Source organism: Anaerosalibacter massiliensis, assembly GCF_024623155.1.
GTDB lineage: Bacteria > Bacillota > Clostridia > Tissierellales > Sporanaerobacteraceae > Anaerosalibacter > Anaerosalibacter massiliensis.
In genome coordinates, this window is record NZ_JANJZL010000003.1 from 87,805 (window position 1) to 114,293 (window position 26,489).

At 29.7% G+C, this 26,489-nt stretch carries 23 protein-coding genes; 18 read left to right on the plus strand and 5 right to left on the minus strand.

Going from position 1 to position 26,489, the window contains the following annotated elements; translation table 11 throughout:
* Positions 1 to 6: 6 nt before the first annotated feature.
* The 8 genes from NSA23_RS05720 to NSA23_RS05755 all read left to right on the plus strand — a co-directional run bounded on the left by NSA23_RS05720 (position 7) and on the right by NSA23_RS05755 (position 8,015).
* The gene (locus tag NSA23_RS05720; RefSeq protein WP_042680474.1) at positions 7 to 705 is read left to right on the plus strand and encodes a response regulator transcription factor; all 699 of its coding nucleotides are present in this window, start codon (positions 7 to 9) and stop codon (positions 703 to 705) included.
* On the plus strand, positions 705 to 1,685 hold the full coding sequence (locus tag NSA23_RS05725) for a sensor histidine kinase (RefSeq protein WP_042680473.1): 981 nt from the start codon (positions 705 to 707) through the stop codon (positions 1,683 to 1,685). Before NSA23_RS05720 ends, NSA23_RS05725 begins: the two co-directional genes overlap by 1 nt.
* Positions 1,686 to 1,782: 97 nt before the next feature.
* A complete protein-coding gene (locus NSA23_RS05730) occupies positions 1,783 to 2,541 on the plus strand; it encodes an ABC transporter ATP-binding protein (protein ID WP_042680471.1) in 759 nt (252 codons plus the stop codon).
* A complete protein-coding gene (locus tag NSA23_RS05735; protein ID WP_042680469.1) occupies positions 2,531 to 4,432 on the plus strand; it encodes an ABC transporter permease in 1,902 nt (633 codons plus the stop codon). The genes NSA23_RS05730 and NSA23_RS05735 overlap by 11 nt, the downstream gene beginning before the upstream one ends.
* A 117-nt stretch (positions 4,433 to 4,549) precedes the next feature.
* Positions 4,550 to 5,176 carry a hypothetical protein gene (locus NSA23_RS05740; protein WP_042680467.1) on the plus strand — a complete coding sequence of 209 codons (627 nt, stop codon included), beginning with the start codon at positions 4,550 to 4,552 and terminating at the stop codon, positions 5,174 to 5,176.
* A 104-nt stretch (positions 5,177 to 5,280) separates the two neighbouring features.
* Entirely contained in the window at positions 5,281 to 6,207 is a 927-nt protein-coding gene (gene mnmL / locus NSA23_RS05745; RefSeq protein WP_042680465.1) for a tRNA modification radical SAM protein MnmL/YtqA, read from the plus strand.
* Positions 6,208 to 6,281: 74 nt separating this feature from the next.
* Positions 6,282 to 6,830 (plus strand): LysM peptidoglycan-binding domain-containing protein, encoded by a 549-nt coding sequence (locus tag NSA23_RS05750; protein ID WP_257490326.1) that lies wholly within the window; start codon positions 6,282 to 6,284, stop codon positions 6,828 to 6,830.
* An 84-nt stretch (positions 6,831 to 6,914) separates the two neighbouring features.
* A complete protein-coding gene (locus tag NSA23_RS05755) occupies positions 6,915 to 8,015 on the plus strand; it encodes a LysM peptidoglycan-binding domain-containing protein (protein WP_257490327.1) in 1,101 nt (366 codons plus the stop codon).
* A gap of 39 nt (positions 8,016 to 8,054) precedes the next feature.
* On the opposite strand, the gene NSA23_RS05760 is transcribed toward NSA23_RS05755, so the two are convergent.
* On the minus strand, positions 8,055 to 8,924 hold the full coding sequence (locus tag NSA23_RS05760) for a CPBP family intramembrane glutamic endopeptidase (RefSeq protein ID WP_042680464.1): 870 nt from the start codon (positions 8,922 to 8,924) through the stop codon (positions 8,055 to 8,057).
* Between the two features lie 203 nt (positions 8,925 to 9,127).
* Here NSA23_RS05760 and NSA23_RS05765 point away from each other — a divergent pair, with 203 nt between their 5' ends.
* The 3 genes from NSA23_RS05765 (at position 9,128) to NSA23_RS05775 (ending at position 15,240) form a co-directional block, all read left to right on the plus strand.
* Positions 9,128 to 10,387, plus strand: coding sequence for a double-cubane-cluster-containing anaerobic reductase (locus NSA23_RS05765; protein WP_042680462.1), 1,260 nt, complete (start codon positions 9,128 to 9,130; stop codon positions 10,385 to 10,387).
* On the plus strand, positions 10,388 to 10,609 hold the full coding sequence (locus NSA23_RS05770; RefSeq protein ID WP_042680459.1) for a putative Se/S carrier protein: 222 nt from the start codon (positions 10,388 to 10,390) through the stop codon (positions 10,607 to 10,609).
* 356 nt (positions 10,610 to 10,965) lie between these two features.
* Positions 10,966 to 15,240: a 2-hydroxyacyl-CoA dehydratase gene (locus tag NSA23_RS05775; protein WP_042680457.1), complete on the plus strand. Its 4,275-nt coding sequence runs from the start codon at positions 10,966 to 10,968 to the stop codon at positions 15,238 to 15,240.
* Between the two features lie 52 nt (positions 15,241 to 15,292).
* Here the strand turns inward: NSA23_RS05775 and NSA23_RS05780 are convergent, their stop codons facing one another.
* The gene (locus NSA23_RS05780) at positions 15,293 to 16,657 is read right to left on the minus strand and encodes an aldehyde dehydrogenase (RefSeq protein WP_042680455.1); all 1,365 of its coding nucleotides are present in this window, start codon (positions 16,655 to 16,657) and stop codon (positions 15,293 to 15,295) included.
* A gap of 218 nt (positions 16,658 to 16,875) precedes the next feature.
* Here NSA23_RS05780 and NSA23_RS05785 point away from each other — a divergent pair, with 218 nt between their 5' ends.
* Positions 16,876 to 17,838, plus strand: a complete 963-nt coding sequence (locus NSA23_RS05785) for a hypothetical protein (protein WP_042680453.1) — start codon at positions 16,876 to 16,878, stop codon at positions 17,836 to 17,838.
* Between the two features lie 268 nt (positions 17,839 to 18,106).
* On the opposite strand, the gene NSA23_RS05790 is transcribed toward NSA23_RS05785, so the two are convergent.
* Complete coding sequence (locus tag NSA23_RS05790) at positions 18,107 to 18,784, minus strand: helix-turn-helix transcriptional regulator (RefSeq protein ID WP_042680451.1); 678 nt, start codon at positions 18,782 to 18,784, stop codon at positions 18,107 to 18,109.
* Positions 18,785 to 19,061: 277 nt separating this feature from the next.
* Between NSA23_RS05790 and NSA23_RS05795 the strand changes: the two genes are divergently transcribed.
* Positions 19,062 to 19,625 (plus strand): DJ-1 family glyoxalase III, encoded by a 564-nt coding sequence (locus tag NSA23_RS05795; RefSeq protein ID WP_042680450.1) that lies wholly within the window; start codon positions 19,062 to 19,064, stop codon positions 19,623 to 19,625.
* A gap of 23 nt (positions 19,626 to 19,648) precedes the next feature.
* Here NSA23_RS05795 and NSA23_RS05800 read toward each other — a convergent pair whose 3' ends face one another.
* The gene (locus NSA23_RS05800; RefSeq protein ID WP_042680448.1) at positions 19,649 to 20,005 is read right to left on the minus strand and encodes a PqqD family protein; all 357 of its coding nucleotides are present in this window, start codon (positions 20,003 to 20,005) and stop codon (positions 19,649 to 19,651) included.
* Positions 19,998 to 21,932 carry an OPT family oligopeptide transporter gene (locus NSA23_RS05805; RefSeq protein WP_042680446.1) on the minus strand — a complete coding sequence of 645 codons (1,935 nt, stop codon included), beginning with the start codon at positions 21,930 to 21,932 and terminating at the stop codon, positions 19,998 to 20,000. The genes NSA23_RS05800 and NSA23_RS05805 overlap by 8 nt, the downstream gene beginning before the upstream one ends.
* 246 nt (positions 21,933 to 22,178) lie before the next feature.
* On the opposite strand from NSA23_RS05805, the gene NSA23_RS05810 reads away from it, so the two are divergent.
* The 5 genes from NSA23_RS05810 (at position 22,179) to fni (ending at position 26,480) form a co-directional block, all read left to right on the plus strand.
* Positions 22,179 to 22,790: a DNA-3-methyladenine glycosylase gene (locus NSA23_RS05810; protein WP_042680444.1), complete on the plus strand. Its 612-nt coding sequence runs from the start codon at positions 22,179 to 22,181 to the stop codon at positions 22,788 to 22,790.
* Between the two features lie 58 nt (positions 22,791 to 22,848).
* Positions 22,849 to 23,190, plus strand: coding sequence for a hypothetical protein (locus tag NSA23_RS05815; protein WP_042680442.1), 342 nt, complete (start codon positions 22,849 to 22,851; stop codon positions 23,188 to 23,190).
* A gap of 12 nt (positions 23,191 to 23,202) precedes the next feature.
* Entirely contained in the window at positions 23,203 to 24,384 is a 1,182-nt protein-coding gene (locus NSA23_RS05820; protein WP_042680440.1) for a cation:proton antiporter, read from the plus strand.
* A 160-nt stretch (positions 24,385 to 24,544) separates the two neighbouring features.
* Positions 24,545 to 25,411 carry an LCP family protein gene (locus NSA23_RS05825; protein WP_257490329.1) on the plus strand — a complete coding sequence of 289 codons (867 nt, stop codon included), beginning with the start codon at positions 24,545 to 24,547 and terminating at the stop codon, positions 25,409 to 25,411.
* 37 nt (positions 25,412 to 25,448) lie between these two features.
* Positions 25,449 to 26,480 carry a type 2 isopentenyl-diphosphate Delta-isomerase gene (gene fni / locus NSA23_RS05830; protein ID WP_042680436.1) on the plus strand — a complete coding sequence of 344 codons (1,032 nt, stop codon included), beginning with the start codon at positions 25,449 to 25,451 and terminating at the stop codon, positions 26,478 to 26,480.
* Positions 26,481 to 26,489: the final 9 nt, after the last annotated feature.

The window sequence follows — 26,489 nt, forward strand, 5'->3', positions numbered from 1 at the left end:
ATTAAAATGTACAAGATAATGATAGTTGAAGATGATTTTAAGATTGCTAAACTCCTTTCTTCCCATATGGAGAGATATGGATATGATTCTTATATAATTAGAGATTTTAAAAATGTATTAGAAGAGTTTAATAATATAAATCCTCATTTAGTACTTTTAGATGTAAATTTACCTAAGTATGATGGTTATTATTGGTGTAAAAAAATAAGACAAGTATCTAGTTGTCCAGTTATATTTCTTTCTGCTCGTTCAGGTGAGATGGAACAGATTATGGGAATAGAGAGTGGTGGAGATGACTATATAATTAAACCTTTTTATTATGATGTAGTTATTGCAAAGATTAAAGGACAACTGAGAAGGGCTTATGGTTCTTATTCATCCAATGTAAAAGAAAGAGTAATTGATTTAGAAGGACTTGTTTTATACCCTGAAAGACCAGAGGTAAGTTATAAAGATAAGAATATACTATTGACTAAGAAAGAAGCAGTTTTGGCAGAAATTCTCATGTCTAATTATCCTAGGGTAGCTACTAGAGAATATCTTTTAGAAAAGCTATGGGATGATGAAAGTTTTGTTGAAGATAATACACTTAATGTAAACGTGGCTAGACTTAGAAAAAGATTTGAAGAGCTTGACATACAAAATGCTGTTCAAACAGTAAGAGGACTTGGTTATAAAATTGTTATTACTTGGAGTGATAATTAATGAAGCTTTTTTTAAGAGAATATGCTTCATATATTTTAGTCTATATATTAAATTTTTCAATTCTATTCTTTTTTTATGGGAAATTAGGAGGCTTTATTAGTAAGACTAATATGGGGTATTTTATTTTTTTAAGTAATTTTTTATTGTTTTGTTTTTTAGCATATAAATATCTTATGAATAGAGAATTATACAAAAGATTGATAAATGAGCCAGAAGATTTAGATGATACTTTATCTTTTTTAGGTTCTTCTCCTCTAGCAATAGCAACTAGCAATTCATTTAAACAACAATATAGACTTTATCAAAAGGAAATTCAAGATTATTCAGAAAAGCAAAAGGAACATTTATATTTTATAAATCAATGGGTACATCAAATGAAGACACCTCTTTCCGTAATTGGACTTATTGTTCAGGAGAATGAAACAGAACCTTATATGGGTAGTATAAAAGATGAACTGGAACGATTAGATAGGGGATTAAACATGGCATTATATTTAGCTAGGCTAGATACTTTTGGGCATGATTTTCATGTGGATAAAGTATATTTGAGATCCTCAGTTATAGAAGTCATAAATAGTATGAAAAGATATTTTATCAGAAAAAAAGTCTTTCCTCAAATTGATATGGAAGAAGATTTATTTGTGTATTCTGATATGAAGTGGCTTGGATTTATGCTTGAACAAATCATTACTAATGGTGTTAAGTATTCTTATATGAAAAGTGACAAAATATATATAAAAGCCTATAAAAAATTTGGTAAAACAATATTAGAAGTGATAGATAGAGGAGTAGGAATACCTAAAAAAGATATTCGTAGAGTAATGGAACCTTTTTATACAGGGGAAAATGGCAGGAAATTTGGAGAATCTACAGGTATGGGACTTTATATAGTTCATGAAATATGTAAAGGACTTTCCCATGATATAAATATTGAATCAGAAGTTGGAGTAGGGACCACTATTAAAATAATTTTTAACTAATATTACAGCTTTGTAAGATATGTGAAATTATTATCGATAGTAAGTAAAAGCCTTAGAAGTTAAAATATACTTAAGAACAAGAGAGGAGAGAAATTTTATGAAAAAACTATTGACATTAGACAAGGTTAGTAAAATATATGACGGCAAAATATCATATAAGGCTTTAAATAATATAAATCTTACTATTGATGAAGGAGAATTTGTTGGAATAATGGGACCTTCAGGAAGTGGAAAGACTACTTTACTAAATATTATTTCAACTATTGATACTCCGACTTCTGGGGAAGTGATATTAAATGAGAAAAAGCCTCATCATTTGAATAAGGAAGAGTTAGCTTTCTTTAGAAGAAGAGAATTAGGTTTTGTATTTCAAGATTTTAATTTATTGGATACTTTAACTATTGGGGAAAATATAGTCTTGCCATTAACTCTTGATGGCGTTGAAGTGTCTGATATGGATAAAAAGTTAGAAGAAGTAGCTGGAAAGTTAGGAATAGGAAAAATTCTTAACAAGAGAACTTATGAAGTTTCAGGTGGTCAAGCTCAAAGAGCTGCAGTAGCTAGAGCTATAATTAGTTCACCTAGTTTGCTTCTTGCTGATGAGCCAACAGGAAACTTAGATTCAAAGGCAGCGAAAGATGTTATGGAGTTATTTTATAAAATAAATAAAAATGATAAGGTAACTACTCTTATGGTGACCCATGATGCCTATACTGCAAGTTATTGTGATAGAGTAATATTTATAAAAGATGGAGAGTTGTATAATGAATTGCATCAAGGAGACAATAAGAAATTATTTTATCAGGAAATAATGGATCTTCTTTCAATGTTAGGAGGCGGTAGAAATGACTTTTAATCAATTAGCTTCCAACAATGTAAAAAGAAATTTTAGGTCTTATTTTGCATACTTTTTAAGTAGTGCTTTTTCAGTGTTCATATTTTTTTCTTTTGCTATCTGTTTGTTTCATCCTGTGCTATCTAATTCTTACTCAGAGGGATCAACTGTATACATGGCATTACTTGTAGCAGAGGTTATTATCTTTTCTTTTTCCTTTTTATTTGTATTGTATTCATTGAGTACATTTTTGCGAGCAAGGAAGAAAGAGTTTGGCATCTTGACTATACTAGGTATGTCTAAGAAAGAGTTTAATAAACTTATTTTTATAGAGAATATTATAATTGGTCTTATATCTATATTTTCAGGTTTAGTATTAGGATTAGTATTTTCAAAATTATTTCTAATGTTTACAGGAAAATTTTTGGGAATTCAAAATTTCAATTTCTATTTTCCTACTAAAGCAATATTTCTTACTGGTATAAGTTTTTTAATTATATTTATAATTATATCTTTAGTAACACCAAAATTAATTAGAACTAATAAAACAGTAGAATTGCTAAATGCAGGAAAAAAACCAAAAAAGGAGCCTAAATCCTCAATAATATTATCTTTATTATCAATATTTATGATTGGAGGAGGGTATTGTATTGGATTAAATCCAGAAAAATTTTCTATCAATACTCCTTATTTACCTATAGTTTTAGGAACAGCTGGAACACTATTGTTTTTCTCTCAATTTAGTGTGCTTGTTCTCAATTTATTTAAGAGAGATAGAAATTTATACCTTAAAAAGACTAATTTATTATGGATTTCAAATTTAAGTTATAAAATTAGGGATAATGCAAGAATGCTTTTTCTAGTTACAATTGCATCTACTGTTGCATTTATATCTGTTGCTACATTATATTCTGTAAAATCAAATCAGGTTAATATTACTAAGAAAAATTTCCCTTTCGCTTTTTCTTATTTTTCTTTTGAAAATAACAAGGAAGAAAAACAGCATATAAACCATATAGATGAATTGCTAAAGGAAAAAGGATTTAAGTATAAGAAATATAGTATAGATTTTGTAAAGGATACTATGAATGATTCTAAAGAATTTTATGCTATAAAAGAATCTGATTTTAATGATTTAGCAGAGGCATTGGGTATGAGAACCTACAGCTTAAATAAAGGGGAAGCAGTTTTAGTTAATTCTCAAATGTATAGAAAAGAATGGGAAAAGGCAAAAGAAGGTCTTGAAAATATAAAACTTGATAAAAGTAAATTAACTTTAAGAATTGTAGATATTAATGAAGAACATATTGCAGCCTCAGGTATGTTGGAGACTATGATTGTTGTTAATGACGAAGTATTTAAGGATATATATTTAAGGGGTGAACAAGGAAAATATGTACCTATAGATATAAAGAATTGGACTGAAACTGGAGAAGTAGCTAAAATATTAAATAAGAATATACCAATTCCAATGGATAAGCCCTATGTTTTCTTGACTGCAGGAGATATGTATGAAGTAGAACAAGAACAATCTAACGTTTTATTATATATTGGTTTTTTCATAGCTGTTATATTCTTTGTTGGAGCAGGAAGTTTTTTATATTTTAGATTTTATAATGATTTAGATGAAGATAGAGAGAAATATAAAAACATGGCAAAATTAGGTTTGACAAATAAAGAATTGAAGAAAACAGTTACAGTTGAAATTGCAACCTTGTTTTTTATACCCTATATTGTAGCAGTTATTCATACTCTTTTTTCTGTAAAAATTCTTGAATTAGCTTCAGAAAACTTCCTTACTTTTAAAATACCTATAGTATTGTTTAGCTTTTTTATGGTACAATTTATATACTTTTTAGGAATTAGATCAAGATATATAAAACATCTTATTGAATATGTAGAAGAAAACTAATGCTTCGGCATTAGTTTTTTATTACAAGGATGAAAGGTATGTGTAACTAAAATAGATAGTTATGTCTTCTAGATGGATGTAAAATATATTTAGAAAATATAAGAAGAGGTGATTTAAATGATTAGAAAATTAATACCTATGGCGATTATTATTTCACTAATATCTACAGGATGTGCATCTTCAGGAAATATAAAAAAAGAAATAAATAAAGAAGTGGGAATTAAAAAAGAAAGAAAGGAGCGAGAAGGAAAGTTAGTAAGTATAGTAGAAAAAGAAACTGAAAATTATTTTGGACATAAAATTGATATAAATAAAACACAAGTAAACATAGAGTATCCAGAAGATTTAATAGATGGAGATACAAATGAACCAGTTAATAAGAACATAATGGTACATCTTAGTATAAATGGTCCGTATAAAGAGGGAGATATTATTTCATATAATGGAGGCATAGATCCAGAAAGTAAAGAATTAAAATTTCTCTATCTAGATAAGTATTTTAAAGGAGAAGGAAAGGAAATTCCAGAGGATGTAAAGAAAGATATTGCATTAAAGTTTATAAAAGAAAATAAACTAATAGATAATATAGATAGTTTAAAATATGAGGGAGAAATAAAGAAAGAAGAATTCAATGACACAATGTACATTTTAAGATTTAAAAATGGTCAAAATGGATATATAGATATAGGGATTGATAAAGGTACAGAAGAAGTAATGTACTTTGAGTGGGTTGACAAATACTAGTATAAATAGTTTAACTCTGTAATTTTAATGGCAGAGTTTTTTTCTATGAATGATATAATTATAGAGAAAGAGAAACATATTTTAGACAAAGGTTGTGATATTTTATGTTTTGGGGAGATAAAAGATATCGTTCACTAAACTATGAACTTAGAAATATATTTGGTACAAAGACAATAAAACTTTCATTAGATGGAGGATTTACTTGTCCAAATAGGGATGGAACAGTTGGCAATAGAGGTTGTATATTTTGTGGAGAAGAAGGGGCAGGAGAGTTTACTTCATCCAAAAAACTCTCTATAAAAGAACAGATAGAAAGTCAAAAGGAATTTTTATCTAAAAAATGGCCAAAGGGAAAGTACATCGCTTACTTTCAAAACTTTACTAATACCTACTCCACATATGAAGATTTGAATAGAAAATATATGGATGCTATTTCTCAAGATGGAGTAGTAGGTTTAGCTATAGCTACAAGGCCAGACTGTCTTTTAGAAGAAGTTTTAAATTTACTTGAAAAGTTTAACGAAAAAGTTTTTCTATGGGTAGAATTAGGACTTCAAACTATACATAGCAAAACTACTAAATTTATAAGAAGAGGTTATGAATTAGACTGTTATGAAAGAGCAATAACAGAATTAAATAGAAGAAATATAAAGGTAGTTACCCATCTTATATTTGGCTTTTCAAATGAAAATAGAGAAGACATGTTAAATTCAGTAAAATATATAGCGAATACTAATACATGGGGAGTTAAATTTCATAATTTATATGTACAAAAAGGAACAGATTTATGTGATTATTATGTAAAAAATCCATTTTATATATTATCTCAAGATGAATATATATCTTTAGTTGTAGACAGTATAGAATTGCTTCCACAAAATATGGTTATTCATAGACTTACAGGAGATGGGAAAAAGGAATTACTTATAGAACCTAGATGGACACTTAATAAATTAAAAGTTCTTTCAGGTATTGATAAAGAGCTTAAAGAAAGAAATACATATCAAGGAAAAAGGTTTAAGTTGTTTTAGGTTTATTTTAACAATTAGCTACCTTCTATCATAATATATATTGAACAAAATTATATTAAAGAAAGGTGGTTAAAATGTATAATTCTTTTGAAGGTCAACAAAGATGTCCAGCAGGAAGTTTTCCTTATACTATAAGATCAGGAGATACTCTTTTTGAACTAGCTAGAAGAAATGGTACTACTGTTCAAGCAATAATTGCTATAAATCCAGGAATAAATCCAAATAATCTACAAATAGGTCAAGTAATATGTATTCCAGGAGCAGCACCACCTCAGCCAGTACCATGTCCAAATGGATTTTTATATACAATAAGGCAAGGAGATACTCTTTTTGGTATAGGTCAAAGGTTCAATGTATCCGTACAAGAATTGATAAGAGCAAACCCAGGAATAAATCCAAACAATTTGCAAATAGGTCAAGTAATATGTGTTCCAAGAGCTATGCCACCAGGACCTCCTCCATGTCCAAATGGATTTTTCTATACAATAAGAGCAGGAGACACTCTTTTTAGCATAGGTCAAAGATTTGGCGTATCAGTAGATGCTTTATTGAGGGCAAACCCAGGAATAAATCCAAATAATTTAAGGATAGGACAATTGATATGTGTTCCAAGAAGTATGTAAAATTTCAGATATAAAAATTTAACATTTTACACCTTTTTGCATAATATGTATTGAACAAAATTATATTAAAGAAAGGTGGTTAAGATGTACGATTCTTTTGAAGGGCAACAGAGATGTCCAATGGGAAGCTTCCCTTATACAATAAGATCAGGAGATACATTATTCTTATTAGCTAGAAGATTTAATACTACTGTTGAAGCAATAATTGCTATAAACCCAGGAATAGATCCAAACAATTTGCAAATAGGTCAAGTAATATGTATACCAGGAGCTATGCCACCAGGACCTCCTCCATGTCCAAATGGATTTTTCTACACAATAAGAGCAGGAGACACTCTTTTTAACATAGGTCAAAGATTTGGTGTATCAGTAGAAGCATTACTGAGGGCAAACCCGGGAATAGATCCAAACAATTTGCAAATAGGTCAAGTAATATGTATACCAGGAGCTATGCCACCAGGACCTCCTCCATGTCCAAATGGATTTTTCTATACAATAAGAGCAGGAGACACTCTTTTTAGCATAGGTCAAAGATTTGGTGTATCAGTAGAAGCATTACTGAGGGCAAACCCTGGAATAGATCCAGACAATTTGCAAATAGGTCAAGTAATATGTGTTCCAAGAGCTATGCCACCAGGACCTCCTCCATGTCCAAATGGATTTTTCTATACAATAAGAGCAGGAGACACTCTTTTTAGCATAGGTCAAAGATTTGGTGTATCAGTAGAAGCATTACTGAGGGCAAACCCTGGAATAGATCCAAACAATTTGCAAATAGGTCAAGTAATATGTATTCCAAGACCTATTCCACCAATACCTCCTTGTAGAAATGGATTTTTCTATGTTATAAGACGAGGAGACACTCTCTTTAGCATAGCTCGTAGATTTAATGTATCAGTAGAAGCGTTGTTGAGGGCGAACCCAGGAATAGATCCAAACAATTTGCAAATAGGTCAAGTAATATGTATTCCAAGACCAATGCCTCCAGGGCCACCTCCATGCAGAAATGGATTTTTCTATGTTGTGAGACGAGGAGATACCTTTTTTAGCATAGGTCGTAGATTCAATGTATCAGTAGAAGCTTTAATAAGAGCAAATCCAGGAGTAGATCCAAACAATTTACAAATAGGGCAATTAATATGTGTTCCAATAGTTAGACCATTATCTGAAGATGAATCTGAATAAACATTTTTAAATATAAAAAGCCTAGATTTTCTAGGCTTTTTATGTTTGTTTCAGACTAAATGATAATATAAGGCTAAATCCTAAAAATATTATCATGCTTAATTTTAGATGCTTATTAAATATTTTCTCTTTTGAAACTTTCTTTTTATATTTTAATTTCATATTATTTATATTTGCTAATCTATGTATTAATAAAACTACTATTATTAAAGAAAGTATAACTATTATTCCAAAAAATAAAAAGTCTATTTCCTTAGTTGTTTGAACTGGTGTGTTTTGAGCTGGTATTATTAGATCCATAATTAAAGGGAATCCATTGTTCACAAAATGTATAAATACAGAAGAATATATAGAATTAGTACTATATACTAAAAGGGAACTAACTATACCAGCAAAGAAAGTGTGAAAGAATTGGAAGGTATTAAGATGTAACATTCCAAACATTAGTCCATTTATTATGGAAGCTATGATTATATTTTTATGTCTGTATCCATCTAATACAATTCCTCTCATGAAAATTTCTTCAATAATTGCAGGAGTTAGAGCTGTAAAGAAAAAAACTCCAATAAAGCTATTAGCAGTTTCTTCAATGACCATATTTGCAAGAGTATCTCCAAAAAGTGAATTATATATAGTGATTATAAATATTGAAAAAGGGAGCATGAAAATCCATATAATAAATATAATTACAAAACTTTTCTTATTTAAAGGATTAAGCTTTAAAATCCTTTTTAAGTTTTTTCTATTTAAAATAAGGTATATGATTATCGGAATTAGAAGAGCTATATATTGGTATAAACAATCTTTAATAGGCAGAAATTGTACCATTATTGCCCAAATAAGAGAAATCAAATAGAATCTATTGACTTTGTATATAGGACCCTTTTTAGAAATAGTTTTATTTTTCATATCTTCCTCCTTTCAAAACTGTGTCATTAAAATAGATTATATCATAGCTATATATTATTAAATAATAAATTATGAAACTATTCACATAAGATTAAATAATATTGAAATTAATATTATTGTTTTTCTCTATAATTATTAATAAAGTATTTGTACAATGGTATAATTCAGTTGATAAATTTATTTTATAGATGGAGGGATTTTATATGGCAGATTATAGAGAAATGTGGGAAAACTTAAACATGGATCTTGAAAAACATGATGTTTTATGCGAGGCATTGCCAGAAATGTTTGGTGAAACTTTTTTAAATCAAGAAAATAGGCCTGATGGCATGAATTATTTTAATTATGTAACAGCAGAAATACATGGAGCAAGGATAATGGAACTTGAAAAACATAGAAAAGAAGGGGGCAAAGTTGTAGGAGCATTCTGTGTTTTTGTACCTGACGAAATTATTTTAGCAGCAGATGCAATAAGTGTAGGATTGTGTTCAGGAAGTCAATTTTGGATTGAAGATGGGGAAAAGGTTTTACCTAGGAACCTTTGTCCATTGATCAAGGCTCTTACTGGTGCTAAAGTTAGTTCTACATGTCCATATTTTCAATCTTGTGATATTCTAGTTGGTGAAACAACTTGTGATGGCAAGAAAAAGGTTTGGGAAATATTAAATGAGTATACTCCAGTACATGTTATGGAATTGCCTCAAATGAAAAGAGAAGAAAATTATGAAATGTGGATGAATGAAATAAAGTTGTTCATGGATAAAATAGAAGAACTTACAGGAAATAAGATAACTGTAGAAAAATTAAAAGAAGCTATAGAATTAAATAATGAAAAAAGGAGAGCATTAAAAAGACTTTATGATTTGAGAAAAAACAAACCATCTCCTATAAGTGGTTTAGATTCTTTACTTATTTCCCAGATAGCATTTTCTGATGAACCAAGAAGGTTTACAGAAAAAGTTAATGAATTATGTGATGAATTAGAGGAAAAAGTTAAGACAAACACATCAACTAATAAGAAAAGAATTATGGTCACAGGGACTCCGATGGCTCTTCCAAATTGGAAACTTCATTCAATTGTAGAAGAACTAAATGCTGAAATAGTTGTAGAGGAAACCTGTACAGGCACTAGATATTTTGAAAATGAGGTATCAACTAATGGAGATACTATGGAAGAACTTATCAAGAATATGGCTGATAGATATCTAGACATAAATTGTGCTTGTTTTACTCCAAATAAAGGAAGAGTAGAAGACATATTGAGATATGCAGAAGAATATGATGTAGATGGAGTAATATACTATAATCTTTCCTTCTGTCATACCTATGCAGTTGAATATAATAATGTTGAGAAATCGCTGAGGGATAATAATATTCCAGTACTTATGATTGAAACAGACTATTCAGAAGAAGATTCAGGCCAAATAAAAACTAGAGTAGAAGCCTTCTTGGAGATGATTTAGTTGGAAAAAAACTATATACTTTTTCCGGCTTCTAGTTATGGAATAAAATTAGAAAAATTACTTAAGGCTAAAAATATTAAATACACTATATCTCCCACACCGAGAAGTCTTTCTAAATCTTGTGGAATTTCCATAATGTATAACAAAACAGATGAGAAAACTATAAAGAGTATAGTAGATGAAAATACTATTGAAATAATAGGCTTTTACACAATAGATTAGATATGGCAAAGAAGGAATAAAAATAAATTTCTTAGTGTAGATGCTGATTTTATAGGAGGTACCTAGTAGTTAAAGATTTAGGAGCATAGAGTTTTCTATGCTCTTTATATTTAAAAGTGCATATTAATTGATTTTGATACATATAGATGAGTATGGTTAGATAAACTTAAATTTTTCTATTATTTGGGCTATTTAAAGGGAATTGGTCTATTTGTCTATTGTCGAAAGTTGTGCTATAATGCATATAAAGTAAAAAAGACTTAAACAGTGAACTTTGGTATTTGGTGAGAGCCAATTTACCAAATTTTTTATATCAAGAAAAAGGGAGGTAAATGGCCTACTAAGGCTGTATATCTATGAGAAAATTACACTTAGGATTAGATGTAGGCTCAACAACAGTTAAACTAGTAGTTTTAAATAATAGATTTGAAATGCTTTATAGCAATTATATGAGACATTTTTCAGACATAAAAAGTGGTGTGAAAAAACTTATACTAGAAGCCTATAATAAATTTAAAAATGATAGAATTACAATAATGGTAACGGGGTCAGGTGGCTTAGCTGTAAATAAATGGCTTGATGTTCCTTTTATACAAGAGGTTGTGGCTTCAACAACTGCTATTAAAAAGTTCATTCCTAGGACTGATGTAGTTATTGAACTAGGAGGCGAAGATGCTAAGATAATTTACTTTGATGGAGGAATAGATCAGAGGATGAATAGTATCTGTGCAGGAGGTACAGGAGCTTTTATAGATCAAATGGCTTCATTACTTCAAACTGATGCTGGAGGATTAAATGAGCTTTCTAAAAGGCATGAAGCTATATATTCTATAGCATCTAGATGCGGAGTTTTTGCTAAGACGGATGTTCAAGCTTTAATAAATCAAGGAGCATCAAAAGAAGATATTGCAGCTAGTGTATTTCAATCTGTAGTAAATCAAACTATAACTACTCTTGCCTGTGGAAGACCTATAGAGGGAAATGTAGCTTTTCTAGGAGGACCATTGCATTTCTTATCTGAACTTAGGGAGAGATTTATAGAAACTCTAAATTTAACTGATGATGAAGTAATCTATCCAGAAAACTCTCAATTATTTGTATCAATAGGTGCGGCCATATCCTCAACAGAAGAAGAAGAAATTTTATTTAAAGAATTAAGGGATAGACTTATACACTTAGACAATCCTATTAATATGGATGTAAAAAGGATAAGACCTTTATTTAAAGATGAAGATGAATTAATTGAATTTAAAGATAAACATAGAACTCATAAACTTGTTAAGAAAGATATAAGCGAATTTAAAGGTGAATGTTTTTTAGGCATTGATGCAGGTTCAACTACTACTAAAGTAGCTGTTATTGATGAAGATAATAATATATTGTATTCCTATTATGGAAACAACAAAGGGAAACCTTTAGAACTAGTTGTGAAAATTTTAGAAGAAATATATTCTCTATTACCTAAAGAAGCTACTATTGCTTTTTCCGCTGTAACTGGATATGGTGAAGAACTTATAAAAGCAGCATTGAATGTAGATGAAGGCGAAGTTGAAACTATAGCTCATTATAAAGCGGCAGATTATTTTCTTCCTGGGGTAGATTTTATACTTGATATTGGTGGTCAAGATATGAAATGTATGAGGGTGAGAGATGGAGTTATAGAAAGTATATTGCTTAATGAAGCTTGTTCTTCAGGTTGTGGTTCTTTCATAGAAACTTTTGCTCATTCAGTAAATATGAGTGCTGAGGAATTTCTTAATGAGGGGCTTATGGCAGAAAATCCAGTAGATCTAGGTTCAAGATGTACAGTATTTATGAACTCTAAAGTTAAACAGGCTCAAAAAGAAAGTGCTACTGTTGGAGATATTGCAGCAGGACTTTCATATTCAGTGATTAAGAATGCACTTCAAAAAGTAATTAAGATAAGAGATCCAGAAGAAATGGGAGAAAAAATCGTAGTTCAAGGAGGAACTTTTTATAGTGATGCTATTTTAAGAAGTTTTGAACTGGTTTCAGGTAGAGTTGCTGTAAGACCAGATGAACCAGGTCTTATGGGTGCATTAGGAGCAGCATTGATAGCAAAGGAACGTTCTAATTCACAAAATAAATCTACTTTATTAGATAGAGAAAATTTAAAGAAATTTTCCTATAAAACAACCATGAGAAGATGTGGTGGATGTGGGAATAATTGCTTACTCACTATAAATATGTTTTCTGACGGAAATAGATATATTACAGGAAATAGATGTGAAAAAGGAGCAGGACTAACTAATAAAAGGAAAGATATACCTAATTTATATGATTATAAATATAAGAGAACATTTGACTATGAACCTTTAGCCGAAGATGAAGCTAAAAGAGGAATTATAGGTATTCCTAGAGTTCTTAATATGTATGAAAACTATCCATTTTGGTTTACTTTTTTTACAGAACTAGGGTTTAGAGTAGAATTATCAAATCATTCAACAAGAAAATTATATGAAAAAGGCATAGGAAGTATACCGAGTGAAACTATTTGTTATCCTGCTAAATTAGCTCATGGACATATTATGGATTTAATAGGAAAAGGTATAAAAAATATATTTTATCCTAGTGTATTTTATGAGCATAAAGAAGATGATGACGCAAACAATCATTTAAATTGTCCAGTTGTAACTTCCTATCCAGAAGTCATTAAACATAATATAGATGAGATACATGAAAATAATATTAATTTTTTAAATCCATTTATAACTTTTGATGATAAGGAAGGACTAAAGAGGGCTCTTAAAAATGAATTAAAGTTATTATCCATACCTAAACGAGAAGTTGATAAAGCAGTTGAAAAGGCATGGAATGAAGGCATAAGATATAGACATGATATAAGAAATAAAGGTGAAGAAGTTCTTAAGTATTTAAAAGAGAATAATATGAAAGGAATAGTTCTTTCAGGACGTCCATATCATATTGATCCGGAAATAAATCATGGTATTCCAAATTTAGTTACTATGCTTGGAATGGCAGTACTTACAGAAGATTCAATTGCACACCTTAGAGATGTGGAAAGACCATTGAGAGTAGTAGACCAATGGACATATCACTCAAGGTTGTATAATGCAGCTAGCTTTGTAGCTAAAAGCGAATATCTAGAATTAGTTCAATTAAATTCTTTTGGATGTGGATTAGATGCAGTAACTACAGATCAAGTTCAAGAGATACTAGAAAACTATGAAAAAATATATACTCTTCTTAAAATAGATGAAGTAAGTAATCTTGGAGCAGTGAAAATAAGATTACGTTCTTTGAAGGCAGCAATGGAAGAAAGGGAAAAGGTGGACTTTAAGCCTATTAAAACAGGTGAACCTCTTGAAAGAGTAGTATTTACAACAGAAATGAGAGAAAATCATACTATTCTTGTGCCACAAATGGCACCAATACATTTTAAGCTAATAGAGGAAGCAGTAAATACTTGTGGATACAATGTTGAAATACTGCCTTCAGTAGACAAAGATGCTATAAATGAAGGACTTAAATATGTAAATAATGATGCTTGTTATCCTTCTATTATTGTTGTAGGACAATTTATAAATGCATTAAAATCAGGTAAATATGACTTAAACAATACATCAGTTTTGATGACTCAAACAGGAGGAGTATGTAGGGCATCCAATTATATAGGATTTATAAGAAAGGCATTTAAGGATGCAGGGTTTGGACACATCCCAGTTATAAGTGTGAATCCCTATGGTATGGAATCAAATCCAGGATTTACTTATTCTATGGAATTGGCTAGGAAGTCAATTATGGCTGTAATGTATGGAGATCTTCTCATGAGAGTTTTATACAGAGTAAGACCTTATGAAAAGATTAAAGGTTCTACAAATATATTATTTGAAAAATGGATGGGTAAATGTATAGAGGCTGTAAAAGTTGGAGATAAGAAAGAATTTAAGAAAAATGTTGAAGATATAGTTAGAGATTTTGATGAAATAGAAATAGAAGATGTAAAAAAACCAAAAGTAGGAATAGTAGGAGAGATACTTGTAAAATATCATCCAACTGCAAACAATGATATTATAAAGATACTTGAAAGCGAAGGGGCTGAGGTAGTAGTATCGGATTTAACTGATTTTCTAATGTATTGTGCCTACAATGAAACATTTAAGTTTAAACAATTATCTAAATCGAGGTTAAATAAATTTGTAGGAGATATAGCTATTATGTATATGGAACATTATAGAAAGCCATTAAAGAAGGCTTTAGATAAAAGTAAAAGATTCCATTCACCTATTAAAGTTCAACAGTTAGCGAATTTAGTAGAGCCAATGATTTCAGTAGGAAATCAAGCAGGAGAAGGATGGTTATTAACAGCTGAGATGATAGAATTAATAGAAAGTGGAGCAGAAAATATAGTATGTGTGCAACCATTTGGCTGTCTTCCAAATCATGTGGTAGGCAAGGGTATGATAAAAGTTATGAAAGAAAAATATCCGAGGGCAAATATTGTTGCAATAGATTACGATCCAGGTGCAAGTGAAGTAAATCAGTTAAATAGATTGAAATTAATGTTATCATCTGCCTATGATAATTTAGAAAAAAATGAGAAAGATCAGGAAGGAGCACCATTGGAGAGCTCCTCTGATTCAATATAGATTTTTAAAATAATAAGACTGGAATAATAGTTTTAATATTCCAGTCTTATTATTATTTTAAGATTTTTTTTACAGTATTTATTTTATCACTATAAGGTGGATATCTAAAATTAGGGTCAACTAAATTACTTCTTTTTAAAATACTCTTATAATGAGTGAAAGTATCGAAACTTTTCTTGCCATGGTAAGCTCCCATGCCACTTGTGCCTACACCTCCAAAAGGAAGGTATGGACTTGAAAGATGCATTACAGTATCATTTATACATCCTCCACCAAAGGGAATTTCATTTATAATTTTTTCGATTTTATTCTTATTATTAGAGAAGAAATAAAGGGCCAATGGCTTTGAATGAGAATTTATCATTTTCACAACCTCATCTAACTCTTCATATTCTAAAATTGGTAAAATAGGCCCAAATATTTCCTCCCCCATTATAGAATCTTCCCAAGTTACATTATTCATTAAAGTAGGAGAAATATATAAAGAATCTTTATTATAATCACCTCCATAGATTATTTTTTTTATATCCAATAGGCTGATAAGTCTGTTAAATTGTTTTTCATTTATTATCCTTGTATATTCTTCATTATTTTCTGGATTCTCACCATAGAATTTTTTTATATAGTTTATTATATAATTTATCATTTCATTTTTAATGTTTTTATGGACTAATAGATAATCAGGAGCTACACAAGTTTGGCCAGAGTTTAAGAATTTTCCCCAGACAATTCTCTTTGCAAATAGTTTTAAATCCCCTTCTGTGTCCACTATGCAAGGACTCTTGCCTCCTAACTCTAAAGTTATAGGGGTTAAATATTTTGAAGCTTTTTTCATTACTATTTTTCCAATAGGAACGCTTCCAGTATAAAATATATAATCAAATTTTTTGTCTAAAAGCTTTTTGCCCCTTTCTCCAGTGATAACATGAATATAACTAGAATTAAAATTCTCATTTAATATTTTTTCTATTATTCTGCTAGTATAAAAGGATGTGCTAGAAGGTTTGATTACAGAAGTATTGCCTGCAGCTATACTTCCAATTAAAGGTACAATAGATAGTTGGAAGGGATAGTTCCATGGTGATATTATAAGGGTATTTCCATAAGGTTCTGGATATATGTGGCTACTTGCCTTAAAGTTAGTTATTGGAGTCTTTACTTTTTTAGGAGTAGCCCAACTTTTTAAATTTTTTTCTATAAAGGATATTTCGTTTAGAACTATACCTATTTCTGTAGAATAAGATTCAAAGTTTGACTTTCCTAAATCTTTTTTTAATGCATCCATTATATCCTTTTCATTGTCTATTATATTTTTTTTAAGTTTAGCTAGGCTTTCTAATCTAAACTGTAGACCTTTGGTTTTACCAGATTCAAAAAAAGTCTTTTGTTTTTTTAAGATGGTTTCAATACAATCCATTTAACTCACTCCTTAGAATACCTTAATTTAATTATACATCAGAAAGGAAATTCTGTAACTGTTTTGTAACTACTTCAAAAATATTATTTGATATATTTTAATAAAATGAGCATTCTAGTTAGTTTATATCCAATAAAAATTTTGATAATGAAAAAAATTCCTATATAATGTATAATGGATGAGAAGTATAATTATTTAATAATGAAAGAGGTAATTCTATGAGAAAAAAAAGATATTTATTTTTAATTATTGGCTTAGTACTAATAGTGCTTGTTTCTAGTTGCACCTCTAAAGATGTTGTTGTTGAAAATAAAAATTCTAGTAAAAAGGTTCAAGAGGAATCTAAATCATCTAAAGAAGATGATTTAGAAAAAATTATGATACAGTTTAAAACATTAATTTCAGAAAATAAAGAACCTGATGAAGTTGTAGAATTTATCGATGAAAATATTGAAAAAGTTTCAAAGAAAGAATCAGTAGATATGATAAAAGAATTTGAAAAACTTCAGGAAAACTATATTGCTTTATATACAGAAGAATTACATAAAGAAAATAGACAGCAAACTTTAGCTAAGTTATATCCAAATTCCGATATTGATCCTAAGAAAATAGAAGAAATAAAAGATGAAGAATTAAAGAAAATAATATCTAAGATGATAAAGGGAAGATATAAAATAGTTAATGAGGAAGGTTTTTATTTCCCTAAAATTGATTATGAAATATTTAAAAAATATGAAAAAAATCTATCAGATGAGTTAAAGGAATATTTAAATATTAAAGTAGTAGAATCAGATTCACCAGCTATAATAGATGGTGAAATAACAGTATCTTGGGATGAACTAGGCAATAGATTGATAAAAATAGAAAAATATTTAACTAAATATCCTAAAGGTATAAAATGTGAAGAAGTAATGAGAATATATGGTGAATATTTGGTTATGTATATGTCTGGTTCAGATAATACTCCTATATACAATGCAAAAGATAAGAAAATCAAAAAAGATATTTTTGATAATTATAAAAAGATAGTTTCAAATAATAAAGATACAATTACGGCAAATGTCATAAATGAATATATGAAAATAATAGAAAAAAATAATCATATATCAGATAGTGTAGTGACTTCAAGGTTGGTAGAGTTATACAATGAAGCTATAGGTAGATTTGAAGAATGTGAATAGCCCACCACTGGCATAGTTCTAAAAAACCCCTTCAACAGATAAGAACTATGCCTATTTTTATCTAATTAGCTTAAACAGTAGAACACCCCTACTTCTTAAGTGGGAGATGAATGCTTTTTCAATTAGGTTATTTTAAAATGAAATACATAATGCTTTTAAGAAGCCAAGAGATATTGGATTTGTGACCAACCCACAAGTGTTAAGCATTGCTTAACTAATAGTAGACTTTGATACACTAGAAACTTCCACTTCCGTAAGTGAGAGAGGCTCATTTAGATTCTTCCTTTAAACTTTTCATTCTATAATCTGTAGGTGTAATTCCAGTTATTTTCTTAAAAGTGGAACAAAAATAACTCTGGCTATTAAATCCACATTCAATTGCTATATTCAATATGGAATTATTGGTATTTTTAAGGAGCGCTTTACTCTTTTCTATTTTAGCGTTATTTACATAGCTTGAAAAATTGTATCCTGTACATCGAGCAAATAAGGTTGAAAGATGATTTTTACTTACATGAATTTCATGGGCAACTTTTTCTAAGCTTAAATCTTCATTAATATATTTGTGTATATAGTTTAAAGCTTCCTTCACAATAGGGTTTTCAGTACATATACATCTTTCTATTGTAGTATTAGAATAATAAGATATGATTTCTCTCCCTAAATTATAAAGGTGGTTTATGCAATTATTTTCTTCAATTCTTTCTATAAAATCATTTCTAATTTTATACATAGAGTACTTACATGATATATTTTTACAAAAATTTTTATACAGTGATTGATTTAAAGAAATCAAATAATTTTTAACAAATCTTATAGATGATATTTTGTCAGAACTGTTTTTTGAGATAAGCTTAAACATTTGATAGTACGTATCTAAAGCTTCCTCTAGATTTCCCATATTAGCTTCTTCAATTAGCTTTTCTTCAAGAAGAAATAGTTTCATTTTAATCCTCCTCATAAAACAAAAATTAAATGGTGTTCAGTGTTTAAAAATGAAATTGAAAGTCATTTTCGATAATAATTATAAAGTATTTCTTGAAAAAATTCAAAAAATGACTGATTTTATTTTTAATCTATTTTAAAAAGGAGACAATAGTTGTAGAATAATTTGATAAATTCACTATATTGTGGTATATATTAATTAAATAGGAATTTATAGCCTTAACTACATTCAAGTTAAAGGCTTTTTTTATAAAATATATTATATAAGGAGGATATTCATGAAGAAAATATTACTTATGTTAGCAGAAGGTTTTGAAGAAGTTGAAGCTCTTACAGTAGTAGATTACTTAAGGAGAAAGGATATAATATGTGATACTTGTTCTATTGCTGAAAGCAAAAATGTAGAAGGTGCTCATAGAATATCAGTAGAATCGGATAAAGTATTAAAGGATATAGTAGATATTGAAGGTTATGACGGAATAGTTCTTCCAGGAGGACTGCCAGGTTCTACAAATTTGAGAGACAATGATAGGGTTATAGAATTAGTAAAAGATTTTGATAAGAATGAAAAGCTAATTGCAGCAATATGTGCTGCGCCAATTGTATTAGAAAAGGCTGGAATAATAGACGGAAAAAACATAACTTCTTATCCTGGAACTGAGGGAGAATTAAAGAGTGGAAAGTATAAAGAAGACTTAGTAGTAAGAGACGGACATATTATAACAGCAAGAGGACCTGCTGTAGCAGTATATTTTGCTCTAGAAATAGTAGATTATCTAATAGGAGAAAGAAATAAAGAAGATTTGAAAAAAGAAATATTATTGGATATGGTTGAGAATTAAAAAAACGGCTAATAGCCGTTTTTTTAATTCTCATTTTTTAATTGTATAAGTTTATTGTTTTTTAAAATTCTTATAAACTCTCCAGTTTGGGCAATAGCATCTTCTGCTTTGACTCCGTATTTATGTCCATATTCTTTTGCTAATTCTAAGACATTTTTTTTGTTATCTATTTTGTTCCAGACAAAGCTTCCTTTATTATCTAAATGAACAAAAAGTTTTTTTGGAGCTTTTCTAAAAATCTTAAGGAAAAACTTATCACAAGTGCTTTCTCTTTTAATAACTAAGGTGATTTTATCGTCTTCTTCTACTGTATAGACAAAAGGATTGTTTTTTTGGGGAATCAATTCTAATAAGTTATCATGTGTCTTTAGTCTAAGCATCTAAATTTTTTGGCTTTTTAATATTTGAGAAGTAGTGCAATACTAGGCATATTAATATATAAGGTATAATTGTAAATATAGGATTTTCTAATATTTTAACATTCGCACCAAAACCTATATTAATATTAAAATATGCAAATATAGCTAACACTACTCCCATTAAAGAATCCCCTGCTACAAATCCAGATGCAACTAAAGTACCTGTTTGTCTTCTAATAACAAATTCTTCTCCAGATGTTCTCTTTTCTAGTATCCATCTTATTAAACCACCAATTACTGGTGCCGAAGATAGAGAAATTGGTAGATAAAGGCCAATTGCAAAAGGTAAGACTGGAAGCCCCATCATTTCTACAATAGCACCAATAGCCATTCCAGTGAAAATTAAAATCCATGGAAGACTTTCTGAGAAAACACCTTGTACTACAAGGGACATCAGTGTTGCTTGTGGTGCTGGCAATTCTGGAGAACCAATCCCATAAGCACCATCTAATAGGACTATAACAAATCCAATAGCTGCTGATGATACTATTACCCCAATAATTTCACCAATTTGTTGGTTTTTAGGAGTTGCACCTACTAAAAAGCCTGTTTTTAAATCTTGAGATGTATCTCCAGTAACTCCAACAGCAATACATACTATTACTCCTACTGAAAGAGCAGCTAGCATACCTTCTTCTCCTACTACACCAAGTTGTTTTAATAGTAGAGAAGTGATAAGTAGTGTAGCTATAGTCATACCAGAAACAGGGTTATTAGATGTCATCCCTACCATCTTTGCTGCTACAGGAACAAATAATGTAGTAAATATCAAAACTAGTAGGGATTTCCCTATACCTAATTTTAATGGTGGTAAAAATGCCATAATTATAAAAATGATAATAGTTAATATAAATACAACACCCGTATTCATATCTTCATCTGTACGAATATTTGTTGTCTTCTTATTAGTAAGATTTTGAAATCCAGTTTTGAAACTACTAAACATTACAGGGATAACTTTAATAAAACTCCAAAGTCCTCCAAATACTACTGTACCAGCTCCAATATATCGTATATAATTACTCCAAATATCCTCCACTGTCATTTGTGCAATAGGGATAGTGGCTGGATAAACTACATCTATTAGACCTGCTCCAAAATATTTAATTAATGGAATTAGAACTAGCCAACCTAGCATGGCTCCAGAGAACATAAAAGCTGCAATTTTAGGTCCCATGATATAGCCAATTCCAAGAAGTGCAGGTGTAGTTTCAATGCCAATATAAGCATTTTCAAATCCTTTGATAAATGTTCCAATGCTACTTTTCCATAATTTAAATCCATTTACACAAAGGGTGTAAATTCCAGATATTATTGCTCCAATGAATAAAGTTGTAGCAGATTGTCCACCAGTTTCTCCAGCAACCAATACTTCTGCACATGCTAATCCATCTGGGAAGGGTAGATAGCCATGCTCTTCTGAAACAAGATATTTTCTTAACGGAATAAGAATTAAAACTCCCAAAACCCCACCTAATAATGCCATAACACTTACTTCTAATAAATTAACATCCAATCCCCAAACAATGAGAGCAGGAATAGTGAAGATAACCCCTGCAGCCACAGATTCTCCTGCAGAACCAATGGTTTGTACCATATTATTTTCTAAAATATTGCCACGTTTTAAAACTCCACGTAAAACTGCCATGGAAGTGACTGCACAGGGAACAGATGCTCCAACAGTTTGTCCTAGTTTTAACCCTAAGTATGCATTAGCAGCTCCAAAAATAACAGATAATAAACAACCTAGAATAACTGCTGTTACAGTTATCTCTGGCAATGTTATATTCGCAGAGACAAAGGGTTCATATTCATCTCCAGGAACAGTTTCATAAGCTTTTGGGGAAAGGGTTTTCCTACTAGACTCTTGTCTTTTACTATTTTCCATTTAAATCCTCCTTCTTTTATTATACTAATCTGATAAGCAGTTTTTCTTCCTATTATTGATGATATCTGTATAATTAAATAATTTCAAATAAATTTCTGTTAATTCTTTATTAATAAAAGTTAACTTAATTCTGAAAAGAGTTATGAGACGCAAAAGTTTGTTTATAGTATAAGTTTATAATTCCTTTGCTAATGTGTTAAAATAGAGAAGGTAGAAATATGAAAGGTAGTTTAGGAGGGTATAATTTTGAAATTAGATAGGGAGTTTTACAATAGAGATACTTTAACTGTTGCCAAAGATTTATTAGGGCAAATTCTTGTGCATAGAACAGAGGAAAAAATACTTAAAGGGATTATTGTAGAGACAGAGGCTTATTTAGGAGTTGAAGATAAGGCAGCTCATGCCTATGGCGGAAGAAGGACTAAAAGAGTGGAGACTATGTATGGACCACCAGGAAGGGCTTATGTTTACATTATTTATGGAATGTATAATTGTTTAAATACCATAACAAGGGAAGAAGGAGTTCCTCAGGGAGTTTTAATCAGAGGTATAGAACCTATTGAAGGATTAGAATATATGGCATTGAATAGGTTTAAAAAACCATTAGAAGAATTGACAAAATACCAAATTAAAAATTTAACTAATGGGCCTGGTAAACTATGCCAGGCTATGATGATTGATAGATCATTAGACAAAGAAGATTTATCTGGGGATAAACTTTATATTAAAAAAGGGGAAAATAAGGACTTCAATATTATTGAGGCAAAAAGGATAGGAATAGACTATTCAGAAGAAGCAAAAGACTTTTTATATAGATTTTATATTGAAGGAAATCCTAACGTATCAAGGTTTAAATAAAAGTTTGAAAAATATTTTTATGAGGAATATAATAAAAAAGGGAGGGAGAGATAGTAAAATGGAGGTATTAGTAATTGTATTAAATAAAATAGATTTATTAGATGATTTGATGGTTGAGTTCAATAATAATGGAATAAGGGGAGCAACTATTATAGATAGTATGGGAATGATTAAAGTACTTGCTGATGAGCATCCAGAAGATATACCACTATTTGGTTCTTTAAAAATGATGTTAAATGAAAACAGACCTTTTAATAAAACTATATTTACAGTATTAGATAGTGAAAAAATATCTATTGCTATGGATTGTGTTAAAAAAGTTGTAGGAGATTTAAATAAAAATGGAGTAGGAATAATGTTTACTGTGCCAGTAAACATTACAGAAGGAATTTTGAAATAGAGGGATGATTAGATGAACATGTTATTTTATGTATCAGTTGTATTATTTGCAGGAATATTTGTTGCAAAAGCCTTAGAGAGATTTAAATTACCTAATGTAACTGGATATTTAATTGCAGGTCTTATTATAGGACCATCAATTCTAGGAATTATACCTAAAGAAGGTGCCAATAAGCTTTCTATTATTTCTGAAGCTGCACTATCTTTTATAGCATATAGCATTGGAAGTGAATTTAATATAGAAAATTTAAAGAGTGTAGGAAAAGGTGTCATTATTATAACTTTTTTAGAAGCACTTATTGCTGTGGCTTTAGTTGATACTTTAATGATCTTTGTATTTAAGCAGCCTGTTCCTTTTAGCTTGGTTTTAGGAGCAATAGCAGCAGCAACTGCACCAGCAGCTACACTAATGGTTATTAGACAATACAAGGCAAAAGGACCAGTAGTAAATACATTATTACCAGTAGTGGCAATGGATGATGCAGTAGGAATTATAGCTTTTGGTATATCGACTACCATTGCAAAAGCTGTAATAAATAATTCAGCCAATATTTCAGTATTTAAGATAATATTTATTCCACTATTAGAAATATTTCTCGCTTTGTTTTTAGGTTTTTTAATGGGAATAATTTTAACTTATTTATCTAAAAGGGTAAAGGGAGAAGATGGACTCCTTTCTATTATTATAGCTACACTTTTTATTACTACAGGTATTGCTATAAAATTTGAACTTTCATCATTACTTGCATGTATGATGGTAGGAGCTACTTTAATAAATGTAGATCCTAATAATAAAAGGGCTTTTACTACTGTAGAAAGATTTACACCACCTGTGCTTATTTCATTTTTTACAATAGCTGGTGTTCAATTAGATTTATCTATTATTAAAGATGTAGGACTTTTAGGAATTGCATATGTAATAACTAGGGTAGTAGGAAAAATCCTAGGTGCTTATTTAGGATCTAGAATTTCAAATTTTCCTAAAACTGTTCAGAAATATTTAGGATATACATTAATTCCTCAGGCAGGAGTAGCTATAGGGCTTTCAATGACTGCAGAAAATATTCTACCTCATCCTTATGGGGCACAAGTGAGAACTATTGTTCTTGCAGCTACAGTTATATATGAGTTGTTAGGACCAATGATTACAAAAACAGCTCTAATAAAAGCAGGAGAAATACAAGTAGGTAAATAGCCTGCTTTTACTATTTTTGGAGAAATATAAGTTAATAAATATTAAAAACATATATTTACTAATTGCAAAAAAATGTTTATTCTAGTATTATTGAACTTAAGCAATTTACTTTAAACTTTTGAGGTGAAATTTGATGAGGAAATTCTTTAAAGCTTTTTTTATGTCTTTAATTCTATTTATAGTAGCTTATGGAATAATTGGACATTTCATTTTAGATAATGGATTAGGAGGTTCTAAAGATGAAAATGTTTCTGATAGCAAAAATGAAATATTATTCTTACTTTTAGGGATAGATGCTCAAGATTCAGAAAATGAAAAAGGAGCTAGAACAGATACTATGATGTTAGTTAAAGTAGATCTTTCTAATGAAAGTGTCAATGTACTTTCTATACCCAGAGATACAAAAGTAAATATTGATGGGAGAAGTGGAATAAGCAAGATAAATGCGGCACATGCTTATGGAGGTCCTGAGTTAGCTGTTAAAACCGTAAAAGAATTATTAGGACTTAATCTAGATTATTATGTAAAGGTAGATTATACAATAGTTGAAGAGGCAGTAGATAAAATAGGTGGTGTGGAAGTAGATGTACCACAGGATATGTATTATGAAGATCCTACAGCAGATCCACCCCTTGTCATAGATCTAAAAGAAGGTAAGCAAGTATTAGATGGACAAAAATCTCTTCAATTTTTAAGATTTAGAAAAGGTTATAAAGATGCAGACCTAGGAAGAATAAGGGCACAACAACAGTTTATTAAAGCTTTTATAGAACAAGCTTTAAGACCTAAAAATTTAGTAAAACTTCCTACAATGGTACCTTCATATTATAGAAATGTAGATACTAATATACCTATGAGTAGTTTAACAAAGATGGCTCTAAAGGCTAGGAAAATAAACACAGACAATATTACCCTAAATACCCTACCTGGTGATGGTAAATGGATAAATAGAGTTAGTTATTTCATATATAACAAAACGGAAATGGATGCAATGGTAAGAGAGTTATTTAGTGAATATATATATTAGTAAAAGTATAGAAATATAATTGATGTGAGGTTTTATTATGAAGAAAATTGAACAATTTAATAAAAGAAGGGATAGGAAAGCAGAACATATAAATTTTTATATGGAATCAGAACATGAGAATAATGCTCTTTTTGAAGATATATATTTAGAGCATAATGCTCTTCCCGAACTAAATTTTGATGAAATAAATACAAAATCTACATTTTTAGATAAAGATGTAGATTTTCCTATAATGATTAACGCTATTACAGGTGGCACAGATTTTTCCTGGGAAATAAATAGACAGCTTTCTCATATAGCTTTAGAGTTTAATATTCCTATAGCAGTAGGCTCTCAAACTATAGCGTTATACAATAAAGAAAGTAGGGAATCTTATGAAGTTGTAAGGGAAATAGTAAAAGAAGGAATAGTGATAGCTAATTTAAGTTCTATGGCTACAATTGAAGAAGTTAAGATTGCCATAGATATGCTGGAGGCAGATGCTATTCAGTTGCATTTAAATGTGGCTCAAGAACTTATAATGACTGAGGGAGATAGAAATTTTAAAGGAGTATTAAATAATATAGAGTATATAATTAAGAATGTTGATATACCAGTAATAGTAAAAGAAGTAGGATTTGGCATATCAAAAGATGTGGCTAAAAGATTGTATGATATAGGAGTTTCATATATAGATATATCTGGGACTGGAGGAACTAATTTTATTGAAATAGAAGGGAGAAGGAGGAAGGATAGGGATTTTACAGATCTTTATTCTTGGGGAATACCTACTGCCTTAAGTCTCATACAATGTGTAAATTTAAATAAGAATTTAAATATTATTGCTAGTGGTGGAATAAAAAATTCTCAGGATATAGTGAAATCTCTATGTATTGGGGCTCATATTGTAGGAATAAGTGGAGAAATTTTAAGGAAGCTATTAGATGGAGGATATGATTTAGCTTATAAATATGTAGAAGAGCTTACTTATAAATTAAAGATCCTAATGCTACTCCTTGGGAAAAAGAATATTGAGGATTTGAAAACAACAAGATACAAGATAATTGGAGAGTTAAAAGAACTTGTCTAATTATATTTT